The sequence below is a fragment of the Acidovorax sp. GW101-3H11 genome (assembly GCF_001633105.1).
In the GTDB taxonomy this organism is placed as follows: Bacteria; Pseudomonadota; Gammaproteobacteria; order Burkholderiales; family Burkholderiaceae_C; genus Acidovorax.
The window spans coordinates 1-26,180 of the sequence record NZ_LUKZ01000033.1; the positions used below are offsets into that span (position 1 = coordinate 1).

A 26,180-nucleotide genomic window follows, 5' to 3' on the forward strand; every position below is an offset into this window, starting at 1 on the left:
CCGCCATACCGCGCTGGACGGCGCAGCAGGCGACACGCCGCAGGCAGAGATCGTGCTGGCCGTGCCTTGCGCGTCCATCGTCGGCGGTGGGCTGGTGCTGCACGTGGCCGACCCGGGCGGCTCCCTGGTGCTGACCACCGGTATGCCCCGCTGGGGCCTGTGGGTCAACGCTGCAGGCGACATCGTGGCCGAAGGCAGCGTGACCGACGAAGCCAACGGCGGCGACTTCTGGGTAGCGGGCGGCACCACGCCGCTGGGCGAGACCAGCCCGCTGCTGCAGGCCGGTGGCCTGGTGGTGCTGGGCACCACGTCTCTCACATAAGGGCCTGCGTGTGGCAAGCACCGATCTGCTCTTCGACCAGGCGCCCAACCCAACGGGTGGACCGGTCGAGATCGTATTTGGAGACGACGGCGGGGGCGGCACGCCTGACGTGGTCGAGCTGCATGCGGCGGGCTCCATCACGGGCCTGCGCGGCCGCATCGGCGTGCGCGTGGCGGCCCGGCTGCGGGCTGCTGGCTCCATCACCGGCCTGCGCGGGCGTATTGGCGTGGTGTTCAACGTCAACGTGGAGCGGCCTCTTGCCTGCACAACCGTCAACGGCTGGCAGGACGCCGCGCCCGTTCGGGCCAGCACCCAGGTGCGATACGAGCAGGCCCAGCCGGTGCCCGCAGCCGTCCAGGCCAACTGGCAAGACGCCCGCACCGTGGGCACGCCCCACCAGGCGCGCTGGCAGCAGGCCCAGCCCTTGGCGACCACGGCGCGCCAGGCCATGCAGCAGGCCCAGCGCCTGGGTAGCGCACCGACCCTGCAGCGCTTTGAAGAAGCCGCGCGCCTGCGCTCCATCACCCTGCAGGCCATGCAGCAGGCCCTGCAGCTCGCAGCGCCCCCGGTGCTGCAGCGGTTTGAAGACGCCACCCGGCTGCGCCACCTGGTGCAAAGCCGGTTTGAAGAGTCCCAGCACCGCCAGGCTGCTGTGCGTGACGTCTTTGGTCGCGCTGTGCCGCTGTCCCGCGTGGTGGCTGGGCGGTACGAAGAGGCGCGCAAGCTGCCCCCGGGCATCAGCGCGCCAGTGCAACCACCCATCCAAACGCCTTGCTACGTGCCCGTGCTGCCTGCGCACCTGGTGTTTGAAGACCTGGCCGACAGCAGCTTGCCAGCGGGCCTGGTGTTTGTGTGCGATGGCCATGGGCCCGGGCCAGACCCTGAGCCGCCGCAGTTCGTTATTCCACTCTTGAGGATCTACATGACAGTCCACACGATGAGCGCCGTGCTGCTACCGAGCCTGGAGCCGGTGCAGCTCAAGGGCGTATCGATCAGCTCCGACGACGACGGCTATGCATGGACGCTTGCCGCGTCCGGGCCTGAGCATCTGTTTGACCAGCTCGCCCCGGTCGATGGCCTGCCAGCGCGCGTGCGCGTCACGCTCGACGGCATCGACTGGGTGTTTGCCATCGAGCCGCCAGACCGTTCGCGCAAGTTTGCAGACCGCTCGGCGGCAGTGCGTGGCCGCAGCGTCACGTCACTGCTCACAGCGCCTTTTGCCCCTTCCTCCACCTGGGGCAACCCGGGCGGCGCCTTCACGGCCCAGCAGCTGGCGCTGCAGGCGCTCAACATGACGGGCGTGAGTCTGGACTGGGCTATTACCGACTGGCTCGTACCTGCCGGGGCCTGGAGCTTTCAGGGCGCGCCGCTGGCCGTGGTGCAGCGCATTGCCGAGGCGGCGGGCGCCGTGGTGCGCAGCCACCGCACCGACGCGCAGCTGCGCGTGGCCCCGCGCTACCCCAGCCTGCCCTGGGAATGGGCCACGGCCACGGTCAACGTGCGGATGCCCGGGCAGATCATCACCACCGACAGCCTGACCCGCCAGGACAACCCCGACTGGGAGGCCGTGAACGTGGTGGGCGAGCTGGGCGGGGTAGAGGGCCACATCGTGCGCCGTGACACCGCTGGCGTGGTGCTGGCGCCGGGGGTTATCGACCCACTCATCACCCACGCCGATGCAGCCAGCCAGCGAGGGCGCACCGTGCTCGGCCCCGCAGGCCGGGGCTATACGCACACCATGACGGTGCCCTTGCTCACGGGCGGCACCAACCCCGGCTTGATCCTGCCCGGCTACCTGCTGCAGGTGGACGAACCAGGCTTGACCTGGCGCGGCCTGGTGCGCGGCATCACGGTCACCGAGTCCAACCCCACCGTGCGGCAGCAGCTGGTAGTGGAGCGCAGGCCATGAGCACAACCAACCTCTACCTCTACCTCAAGGACGTGCAGCAGCCCGAGCCGCTGCAGCAAAAGGGCCAGATCAAGGCCGACCTTGGCACCGGCATGTGCCGGGTCGAGCTGGCCGAAGGCGGCCTCATGAACGTGCGCAACCCCACAGGGCTTGCCGTGAACAAGTGGGTCTATGTGAAGGCCGGGGCCATCCTTGGCGAGGCCCCCGTGCTGCCCTATGTGCTGATCGAGATCTAGCCCAGCAACCCCGTTAACCCCCGCGCCCGCCCGTGGCAACACAGGCGGGCTTTTTGTTGTCCGCAACCCCCCGAAAGGAGATCCCTATGAACCCCCTCAAGCGCTGGCGCTGGTGGGCTGTGCTGGCTTTGCCGGTGGCCGTCATCGCCCTGAACTCGTTTGGCCCCGATGGCTGGCGCGACCCGCTGGTCAAGCTGATCTGGCTGTCCTGGACCGCCATCTGCGTGGCTCTGGCCCACAGTGCTCGCAAAGCGCTGTTTGACTATGCCCACGGCCGTGAAGCCTGGCTCAAGGCCATACAGCACCCCATCGGCGCCGGGCTGGCCTTCCTGGGGCTGTGCTTCCTGGCCGGGGTGCTGGTGCTGGCCTTCACCGGCTTTGCCCGGGCGCAGCCGGTGCCAGCAGCGGCCCAGACCCTGGCGCCGCTGGTAGGGCAGGAAATCGACCAGCACTGGCCGCAGGCGCCCCGGCGCAGCTACGTGGGCGCGCTGATCGAGAAAGAAAGCTGTATCACGCTGGAGCACCCCACCTGCTGGAGCACGGCGGCCAGGCTCAAGACAAGCCGGGAAGAGGGCGCAGGCCTGGGCCAGATCACCCGGGCCTGGGGCGCGTCTGGCGCCCTGCGGTTTGACGCCCTGGCCGAGACACGCGCCATGGACCCGCAGGCCCTGCAAGAGCTGAGCTGGGACAACGTGTACACCCGCGCCGACCTGGGCGTGCGCGCCATCCTGGTCAAGCTGCGCGACTGCCACCGCCGCTTTGAGCGGCTGGGCATTGCCGATGACATGGCCCGCCTCGCGTTCTGCGATGCGGCCTACAACGGCGGCCTGGGCGGTGTGCAGCAAGAGCGGCAACTGTGCGCCCTGACTGCCGGGTGTGACCCGGCGCAGTGGTTCGGCCATGTCGAGCGCCACAGCAACAAGAGCCGCGCTAAGTGGCAGGGCTACGGCGCCAGCGCCTTCGACATCAACCGCGCCCACGTGCGCGCCACGGTGCTGCTGGAGCCCAGGCGCTGGCGGTATGCGCAGTGGCTGGGGGTGTAGCGGCCATGCTCGACAAGATCAAGGCCCACGGCTTCCAGGCCCTGGCGCTGGCCCTGCTGGCGCTGTCCATCTATCTCGGGTTCCAGGTCTACGAGGCGCGGCTCGATGCCGAGAAGGCGCGCAGCTCCCTCTCAGTCGAGCAAACCTCGCGTGCCCGCGAGAACACCGAGCGCATGCGTGTGGCGCTGGATGACGCCCGCGCCACCTTCCGCAAGGGCGAGATCCACGCCCGCAATCAACAGGAGATAGCTGATGCCCATGCAAAACAAGAACGTGCCCGCGCTGCTGCTCTGGCTGCTGCCACTGCTGATGGTGAGCGCCTGCGCGACCAGGTCAGAGCCTTTGCCGCCGCCTGTGGTGGGGGAGAAGCCCAAAGCGTTGCCGCTGCCATCCGCGATTGTCGAGATCGAGCCGCCACCCTCGGGGAGCTATACGACGAAGCTGACCGACAGGCGGAGGAGTTCGCAGGCGCGGCTGAAAAGCACGCCGACGAGATCCGCACCCTCAAGCGCGTCATCGTCAACGAACGGGCGCTGACCGAATGAGCACGCCCGCCAGCTCGGCGCCACGGGGCCGCAAGGCCGGGCGCCGCAAGCAGCAGCGCCTGCAGCACGATCTGCGCGAGCGGCAGCGGGAGATCGAGGAGCGCGTCTCCCGATCTACCGCACCCCGTGATGACGACGAGCCATTGCCGCGCATCGACTAAAAAAACTGCTTGCAAAGTCCACAAAGTGGACTACAATAACAGTCATGCACACAGTAATGAGTGCACCGCCCCGGCGGCTCCGGGCTTCCTCAAGAGGATCACACATCATGGCAATCAAGTTCAATCTGCACCACGTCACCAACGGCACTGTCAAGGCTCGTTGCCACTACAGCCTGGACAACCGCGTTGACGGCCGCAAGTGCGTCACCATTTACGCCAAAGACTATTGCCGCGCTCTGGGCGAAGTTCTGGCAGACGTGTATCACAACGACACCGACAGCCAAACCGACTATTTCGACCAGGGGCGTGCAGTGCTGTTTGAAGACCACCCGCTCTACGCAGCAGCTCGTGCGCGGGCCGAGGCGATCAATGCCGCTCGCGAGGCCAAGCGCGCATCGTTTGCTCAGCGATAGGGCAGGAAAGGGGCTGCAACGCCCCTTTTTTTACAATCAATAAATGAATCAAGATCAAACGCTCGCCGATGACCTGGTGCCTATGCCGCTGCGCGTCTCCAAGGAGCGAAAAGCGCGCTGGGTGCAACTCTCACGTGCAGAGGGAAAGAAGCTCACCGACTGGATTGTGGAGCGTGTAGAGCGCGATTTGGCCCCGAAGGATCAACCAGGCACAACCCATGCAAACAGATGATTTCGTCGCCTGGCACAAGGCCATGGGATACACCTACGAGACAGGCGCCGAGGCGCTAGGCATGTCGCGCTCGGGCTATCACAAACTGCTCAGCGGCCAATCGGCCATTGATCGGCGCACTGCCTTGGCTTGTGCGGCTGTTGCTGCTGGGCTGAAAGAGTGGACGCCCGAGGGCTAGACCATCACCGGCACCACCCACCAAGCCTGTTTTAAATATCGGTGGTGCACATCAAAGTCCTGGCCGGTGAGGCGCATCCCTCCGTGAAGCATCCGCAACCTTGCGTGATTCAGTGCTGGCAGCACTGCCGTCTGGTCCGGTGCTCCCTCCTTGGGTAAGAGCAGGGCATGGTGGAATGGCTCGCCTGTCGCCGGGCGCTTTTGCCGGTACACAAGCCACCCGCGTTGTCCATTGGCCCTTGCCTCATCGTTTGGCAGCCGGTTGCCCTGGCCGTCATAGAGCCGGTACACGATGCAATGCATGCGCCGCTAGAACGGGATGCGTTCCACCTCAAAACGGCATTCTGCTGCTTCCCCAAATTCTTTCAGCGCCACCTGGCGGGCTGCAGCATTGGCCTTGCCCCATTGCTGCACCAGGGCCACGTCGCCAGGCGACAGCGAGCCGGGTGGCATGGCTTCCATCGCCTGCATGGAGTCCAGCGCTGCCGCCACGTTCTCGGCTGTGCCATAGGTGCGCTCTAGCTCTTGTGCATAGCGCGTCTCGATCTTCACGCGGTCAGCCGCACGCAGATCTTCCGGGTAGTCGCGTAGGGCGACCGAGTAAACGATATCGAGGGGGCGCATGGCATCTCCAAAAAACACTGAGAAAATATACAGTGTTTTTGCTCTCGTGTGGAATCGGTAGGATTCTTCCGAGCAATGCCGGTACGGCATCCCGTCATACTGCGCGAGCGAGATGAATGAGCTGGGAGGGCTATGGATTGGTTGAACTGGTTGAGCGGCGTGTTTTCGGGCCTTGGGGCGCCACTCATTGCGGCTGCAGCTGCATTGATTGGTGTGCTGGTGGGCGAAAAGAGAGCCCGCCTGCTGGAGTCCAGGAAGCGCGCGGATGATCTCAATCACCTCGCAGCCGAGGTATTGAGTGCACTGCACCCCTTCGCTGCCCAGTGCGCCGCAGTTGCTTGGGACTCTGGCGAGCCTCAAGAGCCAAACGGGGACTACCAGCCAAAAACGGAACTCCCGAAGTTTGACAAAGGTTCGCTGAAAGTGGAGTGGAAGGTGCTTCCATACAGCTTGCAGCGTTCAATCGGGACTCTTTCCCTGCGTCAGAGCCAGCTGAATAGTTTGATCAGCGATGTTGGAGAAAGTGACTGGGACCCTCCTGAGTTTCCTGCTTACTTCAGGGCACGACGCGAGGGATACGCCAACCTTGGGCTCTCTGTTCTCGAAGTCATGAGGAGCTTGGAGAAGCTCGTAAACAAAGCGGGAGGGGATGACCTCCTTGAAGATCTCGGTGATCAGCTCCGCGCGGCTTGCGAGCAATTGGATCGAGAGCGAAGAGAGATTGAGGCGCGCATTGAATTGCATAACGCGCGAGAGGCGGGAAATGTGCTTTTAGCGCAGAAGTTGGCGGTGGAGCTAGGGTTGCCGAGTGCGAAGTCTTGACGGGGAAAACTGGGGGATTGCCCCGCAGCCAACAATACATAACAGTACAGAATGCGTCGGAACGGACGGCTTTCAACTGTGTAAAATCAATTACTTGCAGGCGGCTTGGAAACTACGAACCAAGGGGTCGTGGGTTCGATTCCTGCCAGCCGCACCAACAGGTAAGCCCTGAGTCTGAAAAGACTCAGGGCTTTTTCCTTTTGGGCGTCCTGATACATCGCGCTGCTACAGCGGGTGGAACATGGATGGTTTTTATCGACGTGGTGATGTGTGGTGGGCGCGTCTGGCGGTCCCGGCGCGTCTGCGTCAGGCGGCAGGGCGGCGCGAATTTGTGCAGTCATGCCGTACCACTGACAAGCACGCCGGGCGCGTGGTCGCCGCTGCGTTGCTGGCCCGATGGCGGCGGCAGCTTTTCGAGCTAGAAGGCGGACAAGTGGACATTGAGAAGTTGGTCGGCGGCGGCCCGGCCCTGGTGGCGGGCGGGCATCTGCCGCTCCACCGCGCGGTGGAGCTGTTGGGCTTTGACCTGGGTGATCTGTTGCGGACCGCCAGCGCGGGGCGCATCGGCCTCCACTGCCGGATTCCACCGGGGGCCGCTGACGGGTTCGTTGTACCGCTGGAGTCGCTGGAGCAGGTCGATGCCGAGCTGGGCCACGCAGGCGGCGTGGTCATCCCGAGCCCCAATAGAGCCCCCAACGACAGCATCCGCGAGCAGATGGTGGGGCAGGTGCTGCCTCTGGTGGACTCGGCCATCGTGGCAAGTCAAGTGCTGGCTGGTGAGTTGCGCGCGGTGGAGCTGATGTGTATGCAGGCGCCAAGACGGCCCGGGTGGCTCTACGTGCCCGATGTGGCGCCCGTTGTACCGGTAGGTAGCCTTGAGGTGCTGGCTGTTGAACTGGAGGCGCTGCGGGCAGCTGCAGTAGCAGTGATCCCCGCTGAGCGCACGGTGGCTGGGCCTGTGACGGCCCCAGAGCCCCCAACACCGCCCCGGGGTGGGAAGTGGGCGGGAAAGCGCTTTTCAGAGGCGCTGGATGCATACTGTGCAAGCCCCGATGGCTTACCCAAGACGCTTGCCTCTGAGGTTGAGCAACGCCAGCGCAAGGCCGGGATGATGCTGTTTCCCGAGTTCATGGGTGATCTGCACCTGGGCGAGATTGATGGTGATTTGCTGCGCGCCTACCGCGACGGGCCGTTGAAGATGTTACCGAGCAACGCGAACCGGCTGCCGAAGGGGGTGAAGCGCGCCACCATGAAGGCGACTGTCGAGGCTTTGCGCGTGGCACATCCTGAATGGCCGCTGATGAGTGCAGACATGCAGCATGAGCGCATGCAGTGGTTGCGCCGCTTTTTTGCGTGGCTGGTTGCCCGTGGGTACATGGACGCGGACCCGTCTGCGGGTCTGGTCGGCGAGACCGGGGTATCGAAGGCCGATGCGAAGGCCGCGCGCCGGGATGCAGCTGCTGCGCGCAAGGCGGCAGGTGATGATGATGAAGGGCGCGGGCCGTTCTCTGCCGAAGAACTGAAGGCGATCTTTTTGCAGCCGCTGTTTGTGAATGGTCATGGCCGCCATGTTGTGGGCGCTGAGCGTTGCGGGCCGCATGAGTTTTGGTTGCCGCTGCTGGGTTTGTTCGGAGGCTTGAGGTTGAAAGAAGCGTCTCAGCTCCGCCTAACGGATGTGCGGCAGGTCGATGGCGTGTGGTGCCTGGACCTGAACGAGGACACGCGGGACAAGAGCCTGAAAAATGAGCAGTCCGCCCGCCTTGTGCCGCTGCATCCCGCCCTGGTCGCAGCTGGTTTCCTGGACTACTGCGACGGGCTGCGGCGTGAAGGCTTCCGGCGCGTGTTCCCCGAGCTTTCATGCGTTGCATCTGATGCTAGATACGCCAAAGACTCAGGCCGTAGGATGTCTCAGATGCTGGAGAAGCTGGGCATGCCGCGCGATGGCGGCCGGGTTTTCCATTCATTCAGGCACAACATGAACAACGCGCTAGCGCGGGTGCCTGCTGAGGTTCTGGGCTTTGCAGATGCCACGTTGGCGCGCGTGGCCCGGTACGCGATCATGGGTCACGATCTGCCGCCAGGTGAGCGCGATGTGAACACCGCAAGCTACCTGCGTGGGAAAACGAGCGAGATGGCCTCCCTGGTGGCTGCAGTGCGGTACGAGGGGCTGCCTGCGATTGCGCGGTTCGACATTGTCTGGAGCGTCGAGGCGATCCGGGATGCCCTGGGGCGCAAACATGGCGACCGCAAGGGCAAGGAAGACCTGGGCGAGGTTTGGGCGCGCCGGGGTGAATAACTGGCTGTTCTACCTGTAAGCACTCGATAGCCCCCTCGTTTCGCCCCTGTATTTCTTGTGATTTCGGGCTGTTCTGGCGCGCGTGCATTTTTGAAGCCCCAGGATGCCCATGATGTTCTCCCAACCCTTATAGGTAGAGGCCCAAGCGGGGAAAAAATTACTCGAAGGGCATCAAGGTAGATGCGTTTGCAGATAGGGGGTGCAAGGTCGGCGACCTGCTACCGTGGTGGCAATGGCCTATGCGGTTGTGCGGCGCAGCCGCGATGCGCTGATGGCCCCGGCTACTGGTGTTGGTGTCTTCTTGTCTTTCTTCTTCTGTCGGGTTGGTGAAGCCAGTTGTCCCCCTACCCCACAGCGTGCTGTAGGGTGGGGGCTGGCTTGACCACCCGGCCTGTTCACCGCCGGGGCGGTTGTCGGTATAGGTGTCCACTCTGCGCACGGTCACAGCTTGTTTCGAGACGGGCACCAGCGCAGTCAGCCATGCGCCTGTCTCTCACCCCACGCACCCTGTAACGACTACGGCTCATCGCCGTGCCCTGTCGGTGCTGCCGCTGTGTAGGGTTCCCTCTAGCGGCTTTATCTTCCCTGTGCCGAGCGTATGGATGCCGACAAGCACGGGTGCGTACCTGGGGGTTAGAACACCCGGTTCAAGACCTCCCGGGCGTAGTGGTGCGCGCTTTCGTGGGCATCTGCCAGCTCCACGATGACGACGTTACCGTCTGCGCCGTCTTGGATGGCGAGGAAGTCCACACCGTTGGAGTCGGTCAAGACGAATGTCCGACTGCCTCCGTTGTCGTAGGTGAACAGGCATTCGCAGGTTTCGTAGATGGCGGCGAACTCGCTGGTGTCGATGGCACGGGTACTCAGGCCGCAGGCGTGCTTGTTGGTGTGTGTCATGGGTTCCTCTCGTTGGTGATGATGGTCAGGCCGCACGCTTGAGCAGCGCTGCGGGTTCGGTAGGGTGAATGGCTGGGCGCGCCTTGCGCCATTGCCAGGGCTGCAGTTCGCCGTGGTCCTCCACGACGTAGAACGCTGGTTTGCTGGCGGCCTTGATACCGGGGTCGGCCGTGCGCACGGCGTCGATAAAGTCCTTCAAGTCGCAGGGCCGATAGAGGGCAACCTGTCCATACTGGGCATATGGGCGCAGTCGGAGGCCGTGGAGGCTTGGCACTGGGATGCCCTCTCGGGGAGTGCGGCGAATGTCTGCCAAGAATGCCCCCCAGGCAACGGGGGTGCCCAGGTGCAGCGTGAGCAGCGTTACGGTTTCCTGCGTATTGAGCAGCTTGATGGTCTTGCGTGTCATGTGGGATTTCCTCCTTCTTGTTGTTGATGTGGCTGAGTTCAGTTGCCTGTTTGCTCTCGATGCGCGGCGTCCTCCACTGCCTCTTTGGCTGCATCTGCCAATGTCGCGGCCAGTTTGACGGCTTGGTTCGGGTCAAGGCGGTAGACCGTTGGGCGAGGGCTCGGCACTCTCACCTGGACAAACGGGGCGCCAGTGGCCTCGTCCACAGCTGCGCATACGGTGGTGGTCTGCGGCCATGCATACCCGGTGCTGCTGCCGCCCATGCCGACGCCAAAGGCGCCAAGCACTTCCGCAACGCGCCCTGTCGGGCGCACATCGCCGACGCGCAGTTGCTGGTGAAAGCGTATGAACTCGGCGAGTTCGTTGCGGCTGTAGAAAACCTGCCGCCCCATCTTTACCAGGGGAATGCGATAGATGGCTTTCTTGCTGTGGTTGCGGTTTTCCCGCAGCCATGAGGCCCACTGTGGCGCGGTGCGTTCCGGCAGTGCATCCGCCAGCACTGCAGATGCCTGCTCAGCGGAAACCAATTCTTCTGGTGTGTTCATGTGCCTCCTTGTTGTTATGGAGCAGTATTGTAGATATGAAGTAAAAAGAAAGCAACATATACTTTTTAAATGCTTCATATAGTGTATGATTTACACATTGAACCAACAACCTTTCATGTAAATCCCATGACGCCATTCGCATCCGGCCAGTTCGCCGTCTACTACCGGGTTAGCACCGCTCGTCAGGGTGCGAGTGGTCTGGGGCTGGACGCCCAGCGCGCTGCAGTTGCTCAGTACGTGGCTGCTGTGGCTGGCGAGGTGGTGGCCGAGTTCGAGGAAGTTGAGTCAGGCAAGAAGTCTGATCAGGCCCGCCCAAAGCTGGCAAGGGCACTTGCTGAATGCAAAAAGACTGGTGCCCGCCTGTTGGTCGCCAAGCTGGATCGCCTGGCCAGGAATGTTCACTTTGTTAGCGGCCTGATGCGGTCAAAGGTGGGGTTCGTTGCATGTGACCTGCCGGAGGCCAGCGACCTGACCATTCACGTCATGGCCTCCTTTGCGGAGCATGAGGCGAAGCGCATTGGGGAGCGCACCAGGGATGCCCTGGCGGCGGCGAAGAAGCGCGGGAAAATTCTGGGTAAGACAGGCCCGGCAAACCTCAAGCGAAACCTGGAAGAGCGCAAGGCGACCGCCGATAGCTTTGCTGAGCGTATGCGGCGGGAGGTGAGAGGTATGCAGGCAGAAGGGAAGACGGTCGCTGCAATGGTGAGCGAGCTAAATCAGAAGGGGATTACCACCGCCCGGGGTGGGCAATGGCAATCGGTGCAGCTCGGGCGCGTGATTGCGCGGCTGGACGCGGCGGACCTGGCTCGGAGCGGAGCGGTGCGGGGCAGCTGGTGACTAGTTCGCACCAGCGAAATTTAGGAACTGCTGCATGTTGTTGCGATGCGAGTTTTCGTTGAGTTCCATTCTCTGCGTTTGGCCTCTAGCCATTTGGGTTTCGATCCACTGTTGGGCCGTCACTCGCACATCTTTGCCGACTTGGTAGAGGATGAACCTGACTTTGCGCTCGGGGGTGGTTGACGACGAGTTACCGATTAGCATCTGAGCCCAGACGCCATCTTGGCCGTCCATCGTTTTTCCACAAAGTACTTGGTTACCGTTGGCTTCTTGAACAAGCACACCCTTCGCAGAGCATGCGCCGATTATCTTGGAGCGTGCATCGTCAAGACTGGTGTTCACAAACGTGCCTTCTGGGTAGCCAGACGCTGTCTGTTTGACAAGCGGCGGTTGAGTCGCGCAAGCGGTCAGGAACAATACACATGCAGCGAGAACAAATTTCTTCACGTTCTTCCTTTGGTTGTTACTAAACGTAGTTTAGTCGTCTGCTGGCAGCTAAATGAGCATCTGGATGAACGCGGAGAACTTGTGGCGCTGATGTGCTACAAAAGCACCTTTGGCTTACAGTGGTGTAAAGGGGCGCTGGACTCTGGCTTGCGGTCCTGCCAGCCGCACCAATGTTTAAAGCCTGCAATCGCAAGATTGCAGGCTTTTTCATTTGTCCGCGCGCTTTGCGCTGATCGGGAGTATCTGGCGATGAGCAAGGCTTTTACCAAAGAGACCGATGGTGCTGATGACGATGAGTTGGCGTTGCCCCCGTTGCCTGCTGGTGGCAAGAACTACATCACGCCCGAGGGGTATGCGCGCTTACGGGATGAGCTGCTCGACCTGATCGACAACGAGCGCCCCAAGATGGTGGACGTGGTGCATTGGGCGGCGAGCAACGGCGACCGTTCCGAGAACGGCGACTATCTGTATGGCAAGAAGCGCCTGCGCGAAATTGATCGGCGGATCCGGTTCCTGACCAAGCGACTGGAGATCGCCGAGGTGGTCGATCCCAGCCAACATGCAGGAAGCGACCAGGTCTTCTTTGGTGCGACGGTGACCTACCTGGACGACGAAGGTGTCGAGCGCACCATCACCATCATGGGCATTGACGAAGCCGACAGCCGCGAATCGCAGGTCAGCTGGATTTCCCCCGTGGCGCGCGCGCTGCTCAAGGCTCGAGTGGGGGATGAGGTTCAGCTGCCAACCCCCGGGGGCGTTCGCCATCTGGAGGTGGTGGAGGTCAGCTACCCGCCGCCACGCCTTCCGGCATAGCCGCTGGGCGCAGAAGACGGCCGTTGCCACGGCCTTTCCTGCGCCGAGCGCTTTGCGCTGGGCTCTCAGGCCTGGGGTGTTATGCGGGCTGCGCGAATGACAGCCTGGGTGCGGCGCAGATTGCGCAGCGCTGACTCCAGATGCGCCTGGTCGCGCACGGCAACGATGAAACGCAGGTCGGTGGTGTCCAGTGCTGCCTCGTCGTCCATATCGACATGGGTGATGTCTGCTTCGGAGTTCGCCAGCTCTGCTGCCACGCGTGCCAGCACGCCCTTGCCGTTGGTGACGGTGACTACCACGCCGGTTTCAAACATGCGTGTGGGCTCGTCCGACCAGTCCACCGCAATGAAGCGCTCGCTGTCCTTGTGCTGCAAGCGCTTGGCCACGCTGCAATGCACGTTGTGCACAACCAAGCCTTCGCCTCGGCCCAGGTAGCCCACGATGCTGTCGCCGGGGACGGGGCGGCAGCAGGACGCGTACTGCACCGAGGCGTTCTCACTGCCGTCGAGCGTGACGGCACCTTGCGACAGGGTTTCGTGCGAGGTATAGCGCTCGCGGGTCATGAGCAGGGCATCGGGGCGATGGCCGTGCTCCGACATCAGCACCATCAGCCGCTTGGCCACGATGCTGGCGATGCGCTTACCCAGGCCCAGGTCGGTCATGAGCTCGCTGCGGCTGCGGTTGCCCGTGAAGCGCAACAGCTTGTCCCACAGGGGCTGGGTTTCTGCGTTCAGAGGCGGCAGTTGCTCCAGACCTTCGGCGCGAATGGCTTGCGTCAGCAGTTTTTCGCCCAGGCCCTCCGACTCCGTCTGTGCCAGGGTCTTGAGGTAATGGCGAATCTTCGAGCGGGCGCGCCCGGTGCGCACGAACCCCAGCCACGCTGGATTGGGGGTAGAGACAGGCGCCGTGATGATCTCGACCACGTCGCCGTTCTTGAGTTCGGTGCGCAGCGGCACCTGCTCGTTGTTGATCTTGGCGGCGGTGGTGCGGTCGCCCACATTGCTGTGGATGGCGTAGGCAAAGTCCACCACGGTCGCGCCCCGGGGCAGGGCCATGATCTGGCTCTTGGGGGTAAACACATAGACCGCATCGGGGAACAGGTCCACCTTCACGTGGTCCCAGAACTCGGCGGCGTCGCGGGTCTCGTTCTGGATGTCGAGCAGCGACTGCAGCCACTTGGTGCCCAGGCGTTCGGCTGAAGTGCCGTCACCGTCCTGTGCCTTGTATAGCCAGTGCGCGGCCACGCCAGCCTCGGCAATGACGTGCATTTCGTCGGTGCGCATCTGGAACTCGATGTTCACGCCCGAGGGGCCGACCAGCGTGGTGTGCAGCGACTGGTAGCCATTGAGCTTTGCAATGGCGATATGGTCCTTGAACTTGCCGGGCACCGGCTTGTACATCTGGTGCAGCACACCGAGCGCCGTATAGCAGTCGGTGACGGTGGGCACAATCACCCGAAAGCCATAGATATCCGTGACCTGCGCGAAGCTCAGATGCTTGAGGTCCATCTTCTGGTAGATGGCGTACAAGGTTTTTTCACGGCCTGCCAGACGCACCTTCATGCCGATCTTGGAGAAGGCCGCGTCCACTTCGGTCTGCACCTTCTGTACCAGGTCCCGGCGGCGGTTGCGCGACTTGTTGACGGCCTTCGACAGCGTGGCATAGCGCCAGGGGTGCAAGTGCCTGAACGCCAGGTCTTGCAGTTCACGGTAGGTCTGGTTCAACCCCAGGCGGTGTGCGATGGGGGCGTAGATCTCCAGCGTTTCCGACGAGATGCGGCCCCACTTGCTGCGCGGCATGTCCGACAGCGTGCGCATGTTGTGCGTGCGGTCGGCCAGCTTGATGAGGATGACGCGCACGTCGCGCGCCATGGCCAGCAGCATCTTGCGGAAGGACTCGGCCTGGTTCTCTTCGCGGGTGTTGAACTGCAGCTTGTCCAGCTTGGTCAGGCCGTCCACCAGTTCGGCCACGGGGGCGCCAAAGCGGTCGATCAGATCGGCCTTGGTGACGCCGCAGTCTTCCATGGCGTCGTGCAGCAGGGCAGCCATCAGGGCCTGGGCGTCGAGCTTCCAGGTGGCGCATTGGGCCGCCACGGCAATCGGGTGGGTGATGTAGGGCTCGCCACTGTTGCGCAGCTGGCCCAGGTGAGCCTCGTCAGCAAAGCGGTACGCCTGGCGCACCTGTTCGATGCTGGACGCGTCCAGATAGTCGAGGCTGTCTGTCAGCGCGGCAAAGCTGGCCGCCGCTGCGTTGGCGGCGGCTGCTGCGGCCGAGAGGTTGCCTGCCGTCGGCAGATCGCCAGGCCGGGGCTGCGTTGCAGAAGGTGGGTTAAGCACCGCGTTCATGCCTTAAATGTAGCGCGGGAGCGCATCAGACGAATTCCGGGAAAAAAAAAGCACCGCTGTCGCGGTGCTCTTTCGGGGGCTGCGCCCGGGAAACGGCTCAACCAGGAACCTTCTTGAGCATTTCCAGGCCAACCTTGCCTTCGGCGATTTCGCGCAGGGCCGTCACGGCGGGCTTGTTGCGGCTTTCAATGCGGGGGGCATGGCCCTGGCTCAGCATGCGGGCACGGTACGTGGCGGCCAACACGAGCTGGAAGCGGTTGGGGATCTTTTCCAGACAGTCTTCTACAGTGATGCGTGCCATCGTTTTACTCCGGGATTCAGGTGATATTGAGCGACTGGAAGGTGTCAGCGCGGGCTCGGCGCTGGGCGACGTACTTGAGTCGCTGGGCATGAACAACGGCTTTCAGATCGAAAAGCGCGCGCTCAAACAATTCGTTAATTATAACGAAGTCGAATTTGCTGACCTGCGCCATCTCTTCGGCTGCATTCTTGAGACGGACTGCGATCACCTCTGGCGTGTCTTCACCACGCCGCTCCAGGCGAGAGCGCAGCTCTTCCCAGCTGGGCGGCAGGATGAAGACCAGCACGGCGTTGGCGAAGGCCTGCTTGATCTGCAGGGCGCCCTGGAAGTCGATTTCCAGGATCACGTCCGAGCCCTGGGCAATGCGCTCTTCAATGGCTTTCTTGGAGGTGCCGTAGCGGTTGCCGTGCACATGCGCCCATTCCACGAAGGCATTGCTCTGCACCATCGCGTCGAACTCGGATTGCGACGCGAAGTAGTAGTCGCGGCCGTGTTTCTCCTGGCCGCGCGGGGCGCGGGTGGTGTGGGATACCGAGAGGTGAACGTGGGAGTCCAGCTCCAGCAGCGCCTTGACCAGGCTGGATTTGCCAGCGCCGCTGGGCGCCGCCACTACGATGAGATTTCCGGGATAGTCCATAGTTGATGTGCGCTATGCGCTATCAAAAAATGAGTGTTATTCGATATTTTGCACTTGCTCGCGCATCTGCTCGATCAGCACCTTCATGTCCACGCTGATGCGCGTCAGGTCGAGGGCCGCCGATTTGGAGCCCAGCGTGTTGGCCTCGCGGTGCAGCTCCTGGATGAGGAAGTCCAGGCGCTTGCCCACTTCGCCACCTTTTTTGAGCAGGCGTTCGATCTCGTCCAGGTGGGAGTCGAGCCGGGTGATTTCCTCGGCCACGTCGATGCGGATGGCGAAGGCTGTGGCTTCGGTCAGAGCACGGTCGCGGGCGGCCTCGGGCAGGGTGGCGCCGTCGGTCAGGGCCATGGCTTCCTTCCAGCGCTCCATGAAGCGCTGGCGCTGCTGCTCGACGAGCAAGGGCACCATGGGCACCGCCTGCTGGGCCAGGGTGCGCAATTGCTTGACCCGGTCCAGCAGCATGGTCGCCAGGCGTTTGCCTTCGCGCTCCCGGGCCGCCAGCAAGGCGGTGAGCGCTTCTTCGGCCAGCACAGGGACGGCTTCGCTCCAGTCTTCCGTGCCGGAATGGGCGTTGGCGCACAGGCGCAGGGCGTCGGCCACCGTGAGCGGGGCGGCGCTGGGCAGCCAGGCGCGCACGGAATCCTGCAGGGAGTTGAGCCGCTGCAGCAGCCGCGCGGGCGGGTCCTGCAGGGTGTTGCTGTCGTCGGTGTCCAGGGCGGCACGCACCTCGACCTTGCCGCGTTTGAGGCGCGCCGTGAGCAGGCTGCGCAGGGCGGGTTCCATGGCGCGCAGTTCGTCGGGCAAGCGGAACGAGAGGTCCAGAAAGCGGCTGTTGACCGAGCGGATTTCCAGTCCCAGCCGACGCGATTGGGGTGCGCGGGCGTCGGTTTCAGCGCCGGCGGCAGATGCGCCATGCTGTGCGCTGGCGTATCCGGTCATGCTGTAAACTGGCATTGGACTTTTTGATGGTTGCTTGCGATCCGGCGATTATCCGGGTTCCGCCTTGCCCCCGAATCATCTTCGCAAAATATGTCAAAAATCAAGCCGGCACCCTTGCCGCCCGATACCGCAATTGGCGGTTACCGCGTGGTGCGCCGGTTGTCTTCCGGCGGTTTTGGTGTGGTCTATCTGGCCCTGGATGCCGAAGGCCAGCAAGTCGCCATCAAGGAATACCTGCCCTCGTCGCTGGCCACGCGCGCGCCCGGCGAGCTGCTGCCCAAGGTGCCGTCCGAGAAACTCTCGCTCTACCGCCTGGGCCTCAAGAGCTTTTTTGAGGAAGGCCGCGCGCTGGCGCAGATCTCGCACGCCTCGGTGGTGAGCGTGCTCAATTTCTTCCGCGAGAACGAAACCGTCTACATGGTGATGAACTACCTGGAGGGCGCGACCCTGCAGGACTTCATCATCACCGCGCGCGATCTCAAGACGCAGAAGGTCTTCCGCGAATCCACCATTCGCTCGCTGTTCGACGAGGTGCTGCGCGGGCTGCGCATCGTGCACCAGCACAAGATGCTGCACCTCGATATCAAGCCCGCCAACATCTTCATCACCGACGACAACAAGGCTGTGATGATCGACTTTGGCGCCGCGCGCGAGGTGCTGTCCAAAGAGGGCAACTTCATCCGCCCCATGTACACCCCCGGTTTTGCCGCGCCCGAGATGTACCGGCGCGACTCGTCCATGGGCCCGTGGACCGACATCTACGCCATCGGCGCCTGCATTTACGCCTGCATGCAAGGCTTTCCGCCCAACGAGGCACCCCAGCGCATCGACAAGGACCGCCTCTCGCTGGCGCTGACCAAGCTGCGCGGCGTGTACTCCGACAACCTGATCGAGGTGGTGGAATGGTGCATGGCGCTCGACCCGCTGTCGCGCCCGCAGTCGGTGTTTGCGCTGCAAAAGGAGTTGAGTCGCGAAGGCGAGCGCCGCTACACCAAGCTGTCGGTGGCCGAAAAGATGCGCCTGCAGCTCGACACCCTGGTGTCTGATACCAAGAAAAATGTGCAAAAGGTGGGTGAAGCCACCGGCATCGGAGCCAAGCCCAAATGAAAACGACCCACGCAAAGCGGGTTCGGGCAGGGCGCAGTTTCAGTAACGATGCATTGGTGCATCCTTGTTTGCGTGGATCACTATGAAGTTCTCCGTATTCCAGATCAGCCGCCGCGGTGGCCGCGAGAAGAACGAAGACCGCATGGGCTATTGCTACACGCGCGAATCGGGCCTGTTTGTGCTGGCCGATGGCATGGGGGGGCACCCTGAGGGCGAAGTCGCGGCGCAGATTGCATTGCAGACCGTCTCGGCGCTGTTCCAGCGCGAGGCCAAGCCCCAGCTCAAGGATGTGCAGGAATTCCTGTCCGGCGCCCTGCTGGCGGCGCACCACCAGATCCTGCGCTACGCCACCGACAAGGGCATGCTCGACACGCCGCGCACCACGCTGGTGGCGGCCGTGCTGCAGGCGGGCACCGCCACCTGGATCCACTGCGGCGATTCGCGCCTGTACATGGTGCGTGACGGCGACCTGCTCACCCGCACGCGCGACCACTCGTACATGGAGCTGCGCAACAACCCGCCGCCCGGCCTGGAGCGCATCAACCGCAACGTGCTGTTCACCTGCCTGGGCTCGCCCACCAAGCCCATCTACGACATCACCGGGCCCGTGTACCTGGAGCAGGGCGACCGCATCCTGCTCTGCTCCGACGGCCTCTGGGGCACGCTCAGCGACGACGAGATCGCCAAGCAGCTCTCGCGCAACACGGTGTCGCACGCCGTGCCCGACCTGGTCGAAGATGCCCTGCGCAAGGCGGGCGACAGCAGCGACAACGTGACGGTGGTGGCGCTGGAGTGGGAGACGCCCGATGCGTTCGAGTCCACCCAGGGCGTGTCCACCGACAGCATCAGCGAAGACGTGTTTGCGTCCACCATCCAGGCGGGCCCGCTCGATGGGCTGGTGGACGACCTGGACGACGCGGCCATCGAGCGCTCGATTGCCGAAATCAACGAGGCGATTCGCCGATCCGCTGCTCGGAAGGCATGACAACCCCCTGAGTCGCTGCGTGCCTTCCCCCTTCTCTCTAATGGCTTCGCCATTCGGGAATGGGGACACCGCCAGCGCACGCAAGGGAAACGCAGCTACGCCGCTCGGGCGGTCCTTGCGCGGCGGCTGCTGGCATGGGCCGCGCATCTTGCGTAGGCCCTCGTTTTGGAGACGGCCAGCCCTAACTTTTACCGAAACCACTATGACCACTTTCACCCGCACCGGCGACCGCGCCGCCGACCAGCTGCGCCCCGTGCGCATCACCCGCCACTACACCATGCATGCCGAGGGCTCGGTGCTGATCGAATTCGGCAACACCAAGGTGCTCTGCACTGCCTCGGTGGAAGAACGCGTGCCGCCCCACAAGCGAGGCAGCGGCGAAGGCTGGGTCACGGCCGAATACGGCATGCTGCCGCGCGCCACCCACAGCCGCAGCGACCGCGAGGCCGCGCGTGGCAAACAAACCGGCCGCACGCAAGAGATCCAGCGCCTCATCGGCCGCAGCCTGCGCGCGGTGTTTGACCTCAAGCTGCTGGGCGAGCGCACCATTCAGCTCGACTGCGACGTGATCCAGGCCGACGGTGGCACGCGCACCGCCGCCATCACCGGCGCCTGGGTGGCCGCGCAGGATGCGGTCAACCAGCTGCTGGCCAGCGGCAAGATCACCCAGTCGCCCCTGCTGCAGCCCGTGGCCGCGATCTCGGTGGGCATCGTGCAGGGCACGCCGCTGCTGGACCTGGAATATGTGGAAGACGTGGATTGCGACACCGACATGAACGTGGTGATGACCGGCGCGGGCCACTATGTGGAGGTGCAGGGCACGGCCGAGGGTGTGGCCTTTACTCGCGCCGAGATGGACCAGCTGCTGGGCCTGGCCGAAAAGGGCATCGCCCAGCTGGTGCAGCTGCAGCAGCAAGCCCTTCAGGATACTCACTAATTAATAGCTGCTCGGGCTTACTGGTCGCGCGGTAGAGGCCATTTTGACTATGAAAATTGTTCTTGCATCCAACAACCGTGGCAAGCTGGCCGAGCTGCAGGCCATGTTCGCCCCGCTGGGCGTCGAGCTGGTGCGCCAGGCCGACCTGGGCGTGGGCGAGGCCGAGGAGCCCTTCCGCACCTTTGTCGAAAACGCCCTGGCCAAGGCGCGGTTTGCGTCCGCCCACACCGGCCTGCCCGCGCTGGCCGACGATGCCGGCATGTGTGTTGATGCCTTTGGCGGCCTGCCGGGGGTGGACACGGCTTACTACTGCACCCAGTTCGGCTACGAGAAAAGCGACGACAACAACGTGCGCGCCCTGCTGGAGCAACTGCAAGGCGTGGCCAACCGCCGCGCCGCCATGGTCAGCACCCTGGTCGCCGTGCGCAGCCCGCAAGACCCCGAGCCGCTGATTGCCGTGGGCCGGGTCGTGGGCGAGATCACCACCGAACCCCGGGGCGCCAACGGTTTTGGCTTCGACCCCGTGATGTTCATCCCCGAATTCGGCAAGACCTTTGCGGAGCTGCCCGTGGAGGTGAAAAACGCCCACAGTCACCGGGGCCGCTCTGCCGCGCAGATGCTGGCGCTGATGCGTGAACGCTGGTTGTAGAAGGGACGACAAGAACGTGGCCCACATTCCGATCACCCCGCAGGCAGAGGCTGAACCCGCCGTGGTGCGCGACATCCAGCACTACATGCGCCCGGGCCTGCTGCAGCTGCCCAGCCTGCCGCCGCTGTCGCTGTACGTGCACCTGCCCTGGTGCCTCAAGAAATGCCCGTACTGCGACTTCAACTCGCACGAGGCCCTTGGCGACGGGGCGGGTGACAACGGGGTGCCCGAGCAGCGCTACATCGACGCGCTGATGGCCGACCTGGAGGCCGCGCTGCCCCTGGTCTGGGGCCGCACCGTGCACAGCATCTTCATTGGCGGCGGTACGCCCAGTTTGTTTTCGCCCGCAGCCATCGACCGGCTGATTGGCGACATCCGCGCCCGCCTGCGGCTGGAGTCCGACTGTGAGATCACGCTGGAGGCCAACCCCGGCACGTTTGAGAAAGACCGCTTCCGTGCCTTCCGCGCAGCGGGCGTCACGCGCCTGTCGGTGGGGGTGCAGAGCTTCAACGACCAGCACCTGAAGGCGCTGGGCCGCGTGCACGACCGCGCCCAGGCGATGGCGGCGGTGGAGGAGGCCGCCGCGTCTTTCGACACCTTCAACCTCGACATCATGTATGCGCTGCCGGGCCAGACGCAGCAAGAGCTGGAGCAGGATCTGCGCACGGCGCTGGCCTTCAAGCCGCCGCACATCTCCATCTACCACCTCACCATCGAGCCCAACACCTACTTCGCCAAGTTTCCCCCGGCCATCCCCGAGGACGACCAGGCCTACGCCATGCTCGACCGCATCACCGAGCTGACAGGCCAGGCGGGCATGGCGCGCTACGAAATCTCGGCCTACGCGCAGCCGGGCCACCAGTGTTTCCACAACACCAACTACTGGCAGTTTGGCGACTACCTGGGCATTGGCGCGGGCGCGCACAGCAAGCTCAGCTTTGCCCACCGCGTGGTGCGGCAGGTGCGCTTTCGCGACCCGGCGCGCTACATGGACAACGCCCTGGCCGGGCGCGCTGTGGCGCAGGACGACGAGGTGCGCCGCGCCGACCTGCCGTTTGAATACATGCTCAACGCCCTGCGCCTGCGCGACGGGTTTGCGCTGCAGGACTTCATGGCCCGCACGGGCCTGCCCCTCACCGCGATTGCCAAGGGGCTGAAGGAGGCCGAGAGCAAGGGCCTGATCGAGCGCGACCTGGCCCATGTGCGCCCGACCGAGCGGGGCTTTGACTTCCTCAGTGACCTGCAGGAGCTGTTTCTGGCCGACTGAGATGACAGAGCCGGTTGAGCCGGGTGGGGGGCGTGGATTTCAAGAAAAAAGGCCGTCTGCGCGCAATGGATAAGCGTTTGTAGCTATAAAAATAATAGCTATTGATGGCCGTTGCATCGGGCGCCGACCTGCGCGCAGATCAACCGCAGCGCACCGCCAGAATGCGCCCGTTGGCATCCACCTCCAGGTTCAGCCGCTGGGTGTCGAACTCCTTGGTGACCATCTGGCCCGGCCGCAGGATGCGCACCATGCGCGCGCCCGACCGGGCCCGTGCCGATTCGACCACCGACGCCGTGCTGCTCTGCCCCACTGCCGCCTGGGCCGGTTGTGCATTGCACAGCGCTTCCGGAGCGGGCGCCTGCGCCTGTGGCTGGGTGGGTGCGGGGGCTTGTCCGTGGCTGGCACAACCCCCCATCAGGGCGGCCATACCCAGGCCGACAACAAGGGCCAAAGCGGTGTTTGTCATGAAACCATCTCCATCAAAAACAGGGCCAGACCATACCGGAAGGTGCGCACCCAAGGGGTGTCGCTGCGTAACCGCCGGTACCGTGCGCAGACCCCGGGCGCGGCCGGGGCTTGACACCGGTCAAGACACTGTGGGCTGACCGCAACGCATGCGCGCAGCCCGGGGCCTGCGCTGGCGAAGTGATGGGTTGACGTAAGACATGCCCGGCAAAATCGAGGGTGCCCGGATCTGCGCGCCGCGTGGGCCCCTGACTCCCGTGTTTTTGCCGCAGCCCTGTTCCCCATGTCCGACGACCCCGTTCTCCGCCTCCTCCACACCCTGGGCGACACCCTGGATGGACTGGATGTGGCCCTGTGTGCCTTTGACGAAGACGACTGCACCATCGCCTGGAACCGGACCTTCTTCAAGTTCTTCCCCGAACACGAGGGCCATGTGTACGTGGGCGAGCCCTACCACGCCAACCTGCGGCGGTTCTACACCGGGCGGCTCGACGCGCAGGAGCTGCCCAACATCGAGCGCTACATCGCCGCAGGCGTAGACCGCCACAGCGCCCAGACGCGCCCCTACAGCTTCGAGCACCGGGGCCTGCGCGTGCAGGTGGCGTCGCTGCCCATTGCAGGCGTGGGCCGCGTGCGCGTGTGGCGTGCCCAGGCCCTGGCCAACGCACCCGGTGCGGCGGATGCCCCCAACATCCACGAGCCCGGCTACCTGCGCAGCCCCCTGATCGAAAGCACCGAGCTGTTCGACCGCATCCCCGACGGCCTGATGATTTGCGGCGAGGACCAGCGCATCCAGTGGGTCAACGAGCCCTTCATGCAGATGTACAGCCTCACCGACCGGGCGGCGGCCACCGGTCTCACGTTTGGCGAGGCCTACCGCCACGCCTGGGCGGCCGACGGGCCGGGCGACATGGCGCCGTTTTTTGACGGGCTCTCGATCCTGCAGGAGAGCATGCGTTTTGCCGGTGCGCCGTTCGAAGTGCCCCTGCCGCGCAACCGCTGGAGCCGGGTGATCGCCAAGCAGGGGGCGGACGGGACCGTGTTCTACGCGCATGTGGACATCACCGAATTCAAGCGCCAGCAGCACCTGCTGGCCCAGGCCGAACGCAGCGCCCGCGACAGCGAGGCCCAGCTGCGCGAAAAATCCATCCTGCTGGAGGCCACGCTGGAGCACATGGACCAGGGCGTGGCCAAGATCAGCGCCACCGGCATCGTGGAGCTGTGCAACCGCCGCGCGCTGGAACTGCTGGAGCTGCCCGCCGAGCTGATGGCCGCCAAGCCCTCGCTGGTGAACGTGCTGGCCTACCTGCGTGCGCGTGGTGAATTCGACGGCGCCTCGCAGGACATCAAGGACCTGCTGCTCCACAGCAACGGCGGCGTCGATCAGCAGCAGGTGTACGACCGCCCCCGGCCCGACGGGCGCATCCTGGAGGTGCAGACTGTGCCCATCAAAGGCGGCGCTGCGCTGCGCACCTTCACCGACGTGACCCAGCGCAAGGAGGCAGAGTCGCGCATCCGCCATGTGGCCGAGCACGACGGGCTCACCGGGCTGCTCAACCGCACGGCCTTCCTGCACAGCCTGCAGGCCGCCGGGGCCGACGCGCGGCGCCCGGGCCGGGGTTTTGCCGTGCTGTATGTGGACCTGGACGGCTTCAAACCCGTCAACGACCGGTTTGGCCATGCAGTGGGCGATCAGTTGCTCATCTGGGTGGCCCAGCAGCTCACGCAGGCCGCGCGCGGCGATGACGTGGTGGCCCGCCTGGGCGGCGACGAATTTGCCCTGCTGCAGCGCGGTGCCTCGGACCCCGACAGCGCCTACCGCCTGGCTGAGCGGCTGGTGCAGGCCATCGGTCAGCCCACTGAAATCGAATCCCACTTCATCCAGATCGGCGCCTCGGTGGGCATCGTCATGGCCCCCGCCGACGCCGTGGACGCCGAAGAACTCCTGCGCAAGGCCGACTCCGCCATGTACCTGGCCAAGGCCTCCGGCCGTGGCTGCGCGCGCATCTATGGCATGTGATGGTGTGGGTGGGCGCTCCACAATCGGCGCTGTCCTACACCCGTGCGGTCGGGCGCGTTTTACGATCACCCGGTCGATACCCCTTCGACATCCCTCCCGCTTGCTCCAAGCAAGTGTTCAGCCCGCATCCTGCGGGCTTTTTTTTTGCCTGGCTGTACAGCCTGGCATATCGCGTGCTTGCCTTCAAAAAAGTCGGCCTATCCCTGGGTCTTTTGACCCTGCTCCATGCACGCCGCATGAAGTGGCGGCACCATCGGTCCATCATCGGTTGCCAGCCTGGGTGTCACGGCGAGGCAACGGCTGCTTGCTACAAAACAAGAATGATCCTGTACAAACCCGGCACCCCATTCATCTACAAAGGCCGACGGGTCACCGTGGACTACATCATCATCCGCCGCACCGGCCTGTGGATCCGCCTGGCCCACAGCGAAGACGTGTGCCGCCCTGAGGACCTGACGCCGATTGCGCCGCAGGGATCGGATCTGGCGGAGAGCGCAGGCCGCACTTGATATGAGCTGCTGAGTCACTGCTACCGGCTAGTGACGTGCGTACTGTGGGGCTTCAATAAGTGGATGGTTGCTGGGTGTTGGCGGCGGAAAAGCAAAACGGGCCGTGCAGGCCCAATTTGTTTGGTATTCTCGCCGAGAGATGGTTTTCGAACCGTAGGCAATTTCTGATTTCCCTTGGTTCAATTAGTCCGCATGAGCTCCAATTCCAAAAAGCTCAAATGAACCCCGTACTATTTTTGCCTTTTTGCTGACTCCAGGATCGTCCGACTCTGTCCGAAACCTCAGCACATGCCGAGTGCTATGTTTTTTGTCGAACTCATCGATATAAACCAGAGTTAAAGAAATTAATAGATTGACATGGCTCGTTGTGATATGAGACCAGTTCTGTGACAAGTCAATTGAAATAGAACGCTTTGCACCAGGCAAAAGAAGGCCCCCGAACCCGGGTACGTCTGGCAGCTCAGTCTGAGTTATGTAGTTTCTCGGATCAGCGTCGCTGGGGGCTACTATGAGATTGAAGAAGTTATTGTAAGACTTCGCGATAGAGCTTCCCCCATTGATAACATCGCACGAGAGAGTTGTGCTAATTTTTTGATCAACGATCTTAAAAACGCAGTGAATAGATTGATCCGCCAGTGTTAGCCATGGTCGATGGGAGCGATGCAGTTCGTCGGACGCGATTAGTATTTGTTGCTTAGCTGCATCCGCTGCTTCCTTGGCCGCGTCAGAAGCAGATTTCGAGATGGCCAAAGCGTCCCGAGTATCTGCGGCCTGCTGGTCAGCATTGGCCTTGCCAATCTTGGCAAGTTTGTAAGTCGCATGCCACATCAATCCGGTAAATATTGTTAGTAGGAATGTTGACAAAGCGAGAGCGTACGTCGCGTACGCGATGCCTCGATCAAGAGAGGGCTTCTCTTGTTGCTCGTATCGTTTATGTGCGGCGTCAGACTCACTCTCTGTATCTGGCACGCTGCGAAAAAAAATAGGACTTTGTAGTGTCCCTAGCTCAGAATGTACTGCCGCACTGTTGCGGGTGCCCCTATCGCTAGATGGAGTCAGTGAAGACGTCGCTGCTTGATTTTTCCGCGGCAATAGCCCTTGCGAACCCGCAGCGATGGGCCCTAATAGAAGAATGATACCGAAAGCTAGGGATGTCCTGAACAACTCGAATTCGTGAGTGCTACAAGGCCGCAGTTTTCAGATCGCGCAGAGACCGCCCTTTTTGCCTGCTGGTGGGCCTTGCTTTTGGGTTGCCCCGAGGCCCTTCTTGCCGCCTTCGCGGCCATTTGCCTGT

31 protein-coding genes are annotated in these 26,180 nt (G+C 63.4%); 20 read left to right on the plus strand and 11 right to left on the minus strand.

The genetic code is table 11. The features are described 5' to 3' along the window. The 9 genes from A1D30_RS25890 to A1D30_RS22800 all read left to right on the plus strand — a co-directional run. A partial coding sequence (locus A1D30_RS25890; protein WP_063463020.1) for a hypothetical protein occupies positions 1-322 on the plus strand: 322 nt, incomplete at its 5' end. A 10-nt stretch (positions 323-332) separates the two neighbouring features. Further along, positions 333-2,231: a hypothetical protein gene (locus tag A1D30_RS22775; RefSeq protein WP_063463021.1), complete on the plus strand. Its 1,899-nt coding sequence runs from the start codon at positions 333-335 to the stop codon at positions 2,229-2,231. Beyond that, positions 2,228-2,467, plus strand: coding sequence for a hypothetical protein (locus A1D30_RS22780; protein ID WP_063463022.1), 240 nt, complete (start codon positions 2,228-2,230; stop codon positions 2,465-2,467). Before A1D30_RS22775 ends, A1D30_RS22780 begins: the two co-directional genes overlap by 4 nt. 86 nt (positions 2,468-2,553) lie before the next feature. Continuing rightward, positions 2,554-3,510, plus strand: coding sequence for a hypothetical protein (locus A1D30_RS22785; RefSeq protein WP_063463023.1), 957 nt, complete (start codon positions 2,554-2,556; stop codon positions 3,508-3,510). Between the two features lie 5 nt (positions 3,511-3,515). Then, the gene (locus tag A1D30_RS22790) at positions 3,516-4,055 is read left to right on the plus strand and encodes a hypothetical protein (protein WP_063463024.1); all 540 of its coding nucleotides are present in this window, start codon (positions 3,516-3,518) and stop codon (positions 4,053-4,055) included. Then, the gene (locus A1D30_RS25895) at positions 4,052-4,216 is read left to right on the plus strand and encodes a hypothetical protein (protein WP_157891350.1); all 165 of its coding nucleotides are present in this window, start codon (positions 4,052-4,054) and stop codon (positions 4,214-4,216) included. The genes A1D30_RS22790 and A1D30_RS25895 overlap by 4 nt, the downstream gene beginning before the upstream one ends. Before the next feature lie 107 nt (positions 4,217-4,323). Next, entirely contained in the window at positions 4,324-4,629 is a 306-nt protein-coding gene (locus tag A1D30_RS22795) for a hypothetical protein (RefSeq protein WP_063463025.1), read from the plus strand. Positions 4,630-4,672: 43 nt separating this feature from the next. Next, positions 4,673-4,861, plus strand: coding sequence for a hypothetical protein (locus tag A1D30_RS25670; RefSeq protein WP_131798521.1), 189 nt, complete (start codon positions 4,673-4,675; stop codon positions 4,859-4,861). Continuing rightward, positions 4,848-5,039 (plus strand): helix-turn-helix transcriptional regulator, encoded by a 192-nt coding sequence (locus tag A1D30_RS22800; protein WP_063463026.1) that lies wholly within the window; start codon positions 4,848-4,850, stop codon positions 5,037-5,039. Before A1D30_RS25670 ends, A1D30_RS22800 begins: the two co-directional genes overlap by 14 nt. Positions 5,040-5,347: 308 nt before the next feature. Here A1D30_RS22800 and A1D30_RS22810 read toward each other — a convergent pair whose 3' ends face one another. Continuing rightward, positions 5,348-5,662, minus strand: a complete 315-nt coding sequence (locus A1D30_RS22810; protein WP_063463102.1) for a hypothetical protein — start codon at positions 5,660-5,662, stop codon at positions 5,348-5,350. 132 nt (positions 5,663-5,794) lie between these two features. On the opposite strand from A1D30_RS22810, the gene A1D30_RS22815 reads away from it, so the two are divergent. Then, positions 5,795-6,484 (plus strand): hypothetical protein, encoded by a 690-nt coding sequence (locus A1D30_RS22815; protein ID WP_063463028.1) that lies wholly within the window; start codon positions 5,795-5,797, stop codon positions 6,482-6,484. A gap of 241 nt (positions 6,485-6,725) precedes the next feature. Beyond that, on the plus strand, positions 6,726-8,780 hold the full coding sequence (locus A1D30_RS22820) for a DUF6538 domain-containing protein (RefSeq protein WP_131798522.1): 2,055 nt from the start codon (positions 6,726-6,728) through the stop codon (positions 8,778-8,780). A 633-nt stretch (positions 8,781-9,413) separates the two neighbouring features. Here the strand turns inward: A1D30_RS22820 and A1D30_RS22825 are convergent. Genes A1D30_RS22825 through A1D30_RS22835 form a run of 3 tightly spaced genes read right to left on the minus strand, consistent with a single transcriptional unit; the run spans position 9,414 to position 10,628 of the window. Beyond that, on the minus strand, positions 9,414-9,677 hold the full coding sequence (locus A1D30_RS22825; protein WP_063463030.1) for a hypothetical protein: 264 nt from the start codon (positions 9,675-9,677) through the stop codon (positions 9,414-9,416). A gap of 25 nt (positions 9,678-9,702) precedes the next feature. After that, a complete protein-coding gene (locus A1D30_RS22830; RefSeq protein ID WP_063463031.1) occupies positions 9,703-10,083 on the minus strand; it encodes a hypothetical protein in 381 nt (126 codons plus the stop codon). A gap of 38 nt (positions 10,084-10,121) precedes the next feature. Beyond that, on the minus strand, positions 10,122-10,628 hold the full coding sequence (locus tag A1D30_RS22835; protein ID WP_063463032.1) for a hypothetical protein: 507 nt from the start codon (positions 10,626-10,628) through the stop codon (positions 10,122-10,124). A 126-nt stretch (positions 10,629-10,754) separates the two neighbouring features. On the opposite strand from A1D30_RS22835, the gene A1D30_RS22840 reads away from it, so the two are divergent. Further along, on the plus strand, positions 10,755-11,465 hold the full coding sequence (locus tag A1D30_RS22840) for a recombinase family protein (protein ID WP_063463033.1): 711 nt from the start codon (positions 10,755-10,757) through the stop codon (positions 11,463-11,465). Here the strand turns inward: A1D30_RS22840 and A1D30_RS26125 are convergent, their stop codons facing one another. Further along, positions 11,466-11,912 carry a hypothetical protein gene (locus A1D30_RS26125; protein ID WP_199866037.1) on the minus strand — a complete coding sequence of 149 codons (447 nt, stop codon included), beginning with the start codon at positions 11,910-11,912 and terminating at the stop codon, positions 11,466-11,468. Positions 11,913-12,161: 249 nt separating this feature from the next. Between A1D30_RS26125 and greB the strand changes: the two genes are divergently transcribed. Next, a complete protein-coding gene (gene greB / locus A1D30_RS22850) occupies positions 12,162-12,725 on the plus strand; it encodes a transcription elongation factor GreB (protein ID WP_063463034.1) in 564 nt (187 codons plus the stop codon). A 65-nt stretch (positions 12,726-12,790) separates the two neighbouring features. Here greB and A1D30_RS22855 read toward each other — a convergent pair whose 3' ends face one another. The 4 genes from A1D30_RS22855 to A1D30_RS22870 all read right to left on the minus strand — a co-directional run bounded on the left by A1D30_RS22855 (position 12,791) and on the right by A1D30_RS22870 (position 16,962). Next, complete coding sequence (locus A1D30_RS22855) at positions 12,791-15,070, minus strand: bifunctional (p)ppGpp synthetase/guanosine-3',5'-bis(diphosphate) 3'-pyrophosphohydrolase (RefSeq protein ID WP_063463035.1); 2,280 nt, start codon at positions 15,068-15,070, stop codon at positions 12,791-12,793. A 97-nt stretch (positions 15,071-15,167) separates the two neighbouring features. After that, positions 15,168-15,371, minus strand: a complete 204-nt coding sequence (gene rpoZ, locus A1D30_RS22860) for a DNA-directed RNA polymerase subunit omega (protein ID WP_005794722.1) — start codon at positions 15,369-15,371, stop codon at positions 15,168-15,170. A gap of 16 nt (positions 15,372-15,387) precedes the next feature. Beyond that, positions 15,388-16,008, minus strand: coding sequence for a guanylate kinase (gene gmk, locus A1D30_RS22865; protein WP_063463036.1), 621 nt, complete (start codon positions 16,006-16,008; stop codon positions 15,388-15,390). A 36-nt stretch (positions 16,009-16,044) separates the two neighbouring features. Beyond that, positions 16,045-16,962, minus strand: a complete 918-nt coding sequence (locus A1D30_RS22870; protein ID WP_082836591.1) for a YicC/YloC family endoribonuclease — start codon at positions 16,960-16,962, stop codon at positions 16,045-16,047. A gap of 75 nt (positions 16,963-17,037) precedes the next feature. Between A1D30_RS22870 and A1D30_RS22875 the strand changes: the two genes are divergently transcribed. The 5 genes from A1D30_RS22875 (at position 17,038) to hemW (ending at position 21,892) form a co-directional block, all read left to right on the plus strand. After that, positions 17,038-18,054 (plus strand): serine/threonine-protein kinase, encoded by a 1,017-nt coding sequence (locus tag A1D30_RS22875; RefSeq protein WP_063463038.1) that lies wholly within the window; start codon positions 17,038-17,040, stop codon positions 18,052-18,054. Between the two features lie 82 nt (positions 18,055-18,136). After that, positions 18,137-19,039 carry a PP2C family serine/threonine-protein phosphatase gene (locus tag A1D30_RS22880; RefSeq protein ID WP_063463039.1) on the plus strand — a complete coding sequence of 301 codons (903 nt, stop codon included), beginning with the start codon at positions 18,137-18,139 and terminating at the stop codon, positions 19,037-19,039. Positions 19,040-19,241: 202 nt separating this feature from the next. Then, positions 19,242-19,976: a ribonuclease PH gene (gene rph, locus A1D30_RS22885; RefSeq protein ID WP_063463040.1), complete on the plus strand. Its 735-nt coding sequence runs from the start codon at positions 19,242-19,244 to the stop codon at positions 19,974-19,976. 49 nt (positions 19,977-20,025) lie between these two features. Beyond that, positions 20,026-20,625, plus strand: coding sequence for an RdgB/HAM1 family non-canonical purine NTP pyrophosphatase (gene rdgB / locus A1D30_RS22890; protein WP_063463041.1), 600 nt, complete (start codon positions 20,026-20,028; stop codon positions 20,623-20,625). A gap of 16 nt (positions 20,626-20,641) precedes the next feature. After that, positions 20,642-21,892, plus strand: coding sequence for a radical SAM family heme chaperone HemW (gene hemW / locus A1D30_RS22895; protein WP_063463042.1), 1,251 nt, complete (start codon positions 20,642-20,644; stop codon positions 21,890-21,892). Between the two features lie 139 nt (positions 21,893-22,031). On the opposite strand, the gene A1D30_RS22900 is transcribed toward hemW, so the two are convergent. Then, positions 22,032-22,358 carry an I78 family peptidase inhibitor gene (locus A1D30_RS22900; protein WP_063463043.1) on the minus strand — a complete coding sequence of 109 codons (327 nt, stop codon included), beginning with the start codon at positions 22,356-22,358 and terminating at the stop codon, positions 22,032-22,034. A 282-nt stretch (positions 22,359-22,640) separates the two neighbouring features. On the opposite strand from A1D30_RS22900, the gene A1D30_RS22905 reads away from it, so the two are divergent. Together A1D30_RS22905 and A1D30_RS22910 are read left to right on the plus strand one after the other, a co-directional pair. Continuing rightward, on the plus strand, positions 22,641-24,377 hold the full coding sequence (locus tag A1D30_RS22905) for a sensor domain-containing diguanylate cyclase (RefSeq protein WP_063463044.1): 1,737 nt from the start codon (positions 22,641-22,643) through the stop codon (positions 24,375-24,377). 320 nt (positions 24,378-24,697) lie between these two features. Further along, on the plus strand, positions 24,698-24,886 hold the full coding sequence (locus A1D30_RS22910) for a hypothetical protein (protein WP_063463045.1): 189 nt from the start codon (positions 24,698-24,700) through the stop codon (positions 24,884-24,886). 183 nt (positions 24,887-25,069) lie between these two features. Here the strand turns inward: A1D30_RS22910 and A1D30_RS25675 are convergent, their stop codons facing one another. Next, positions 25,070-25,855, minus strand: a complete 786-nt coding sequence (locus tag A1D30_RS25675) for a hypothetical protein (RefSeq protein WP_199866038.1) — start codon at positions 25,853-25,855, stop codon at positions 25,070-25,072. Between the last annotated feature and the right edge of the window lie 325 nt (positions 25,856-26,180).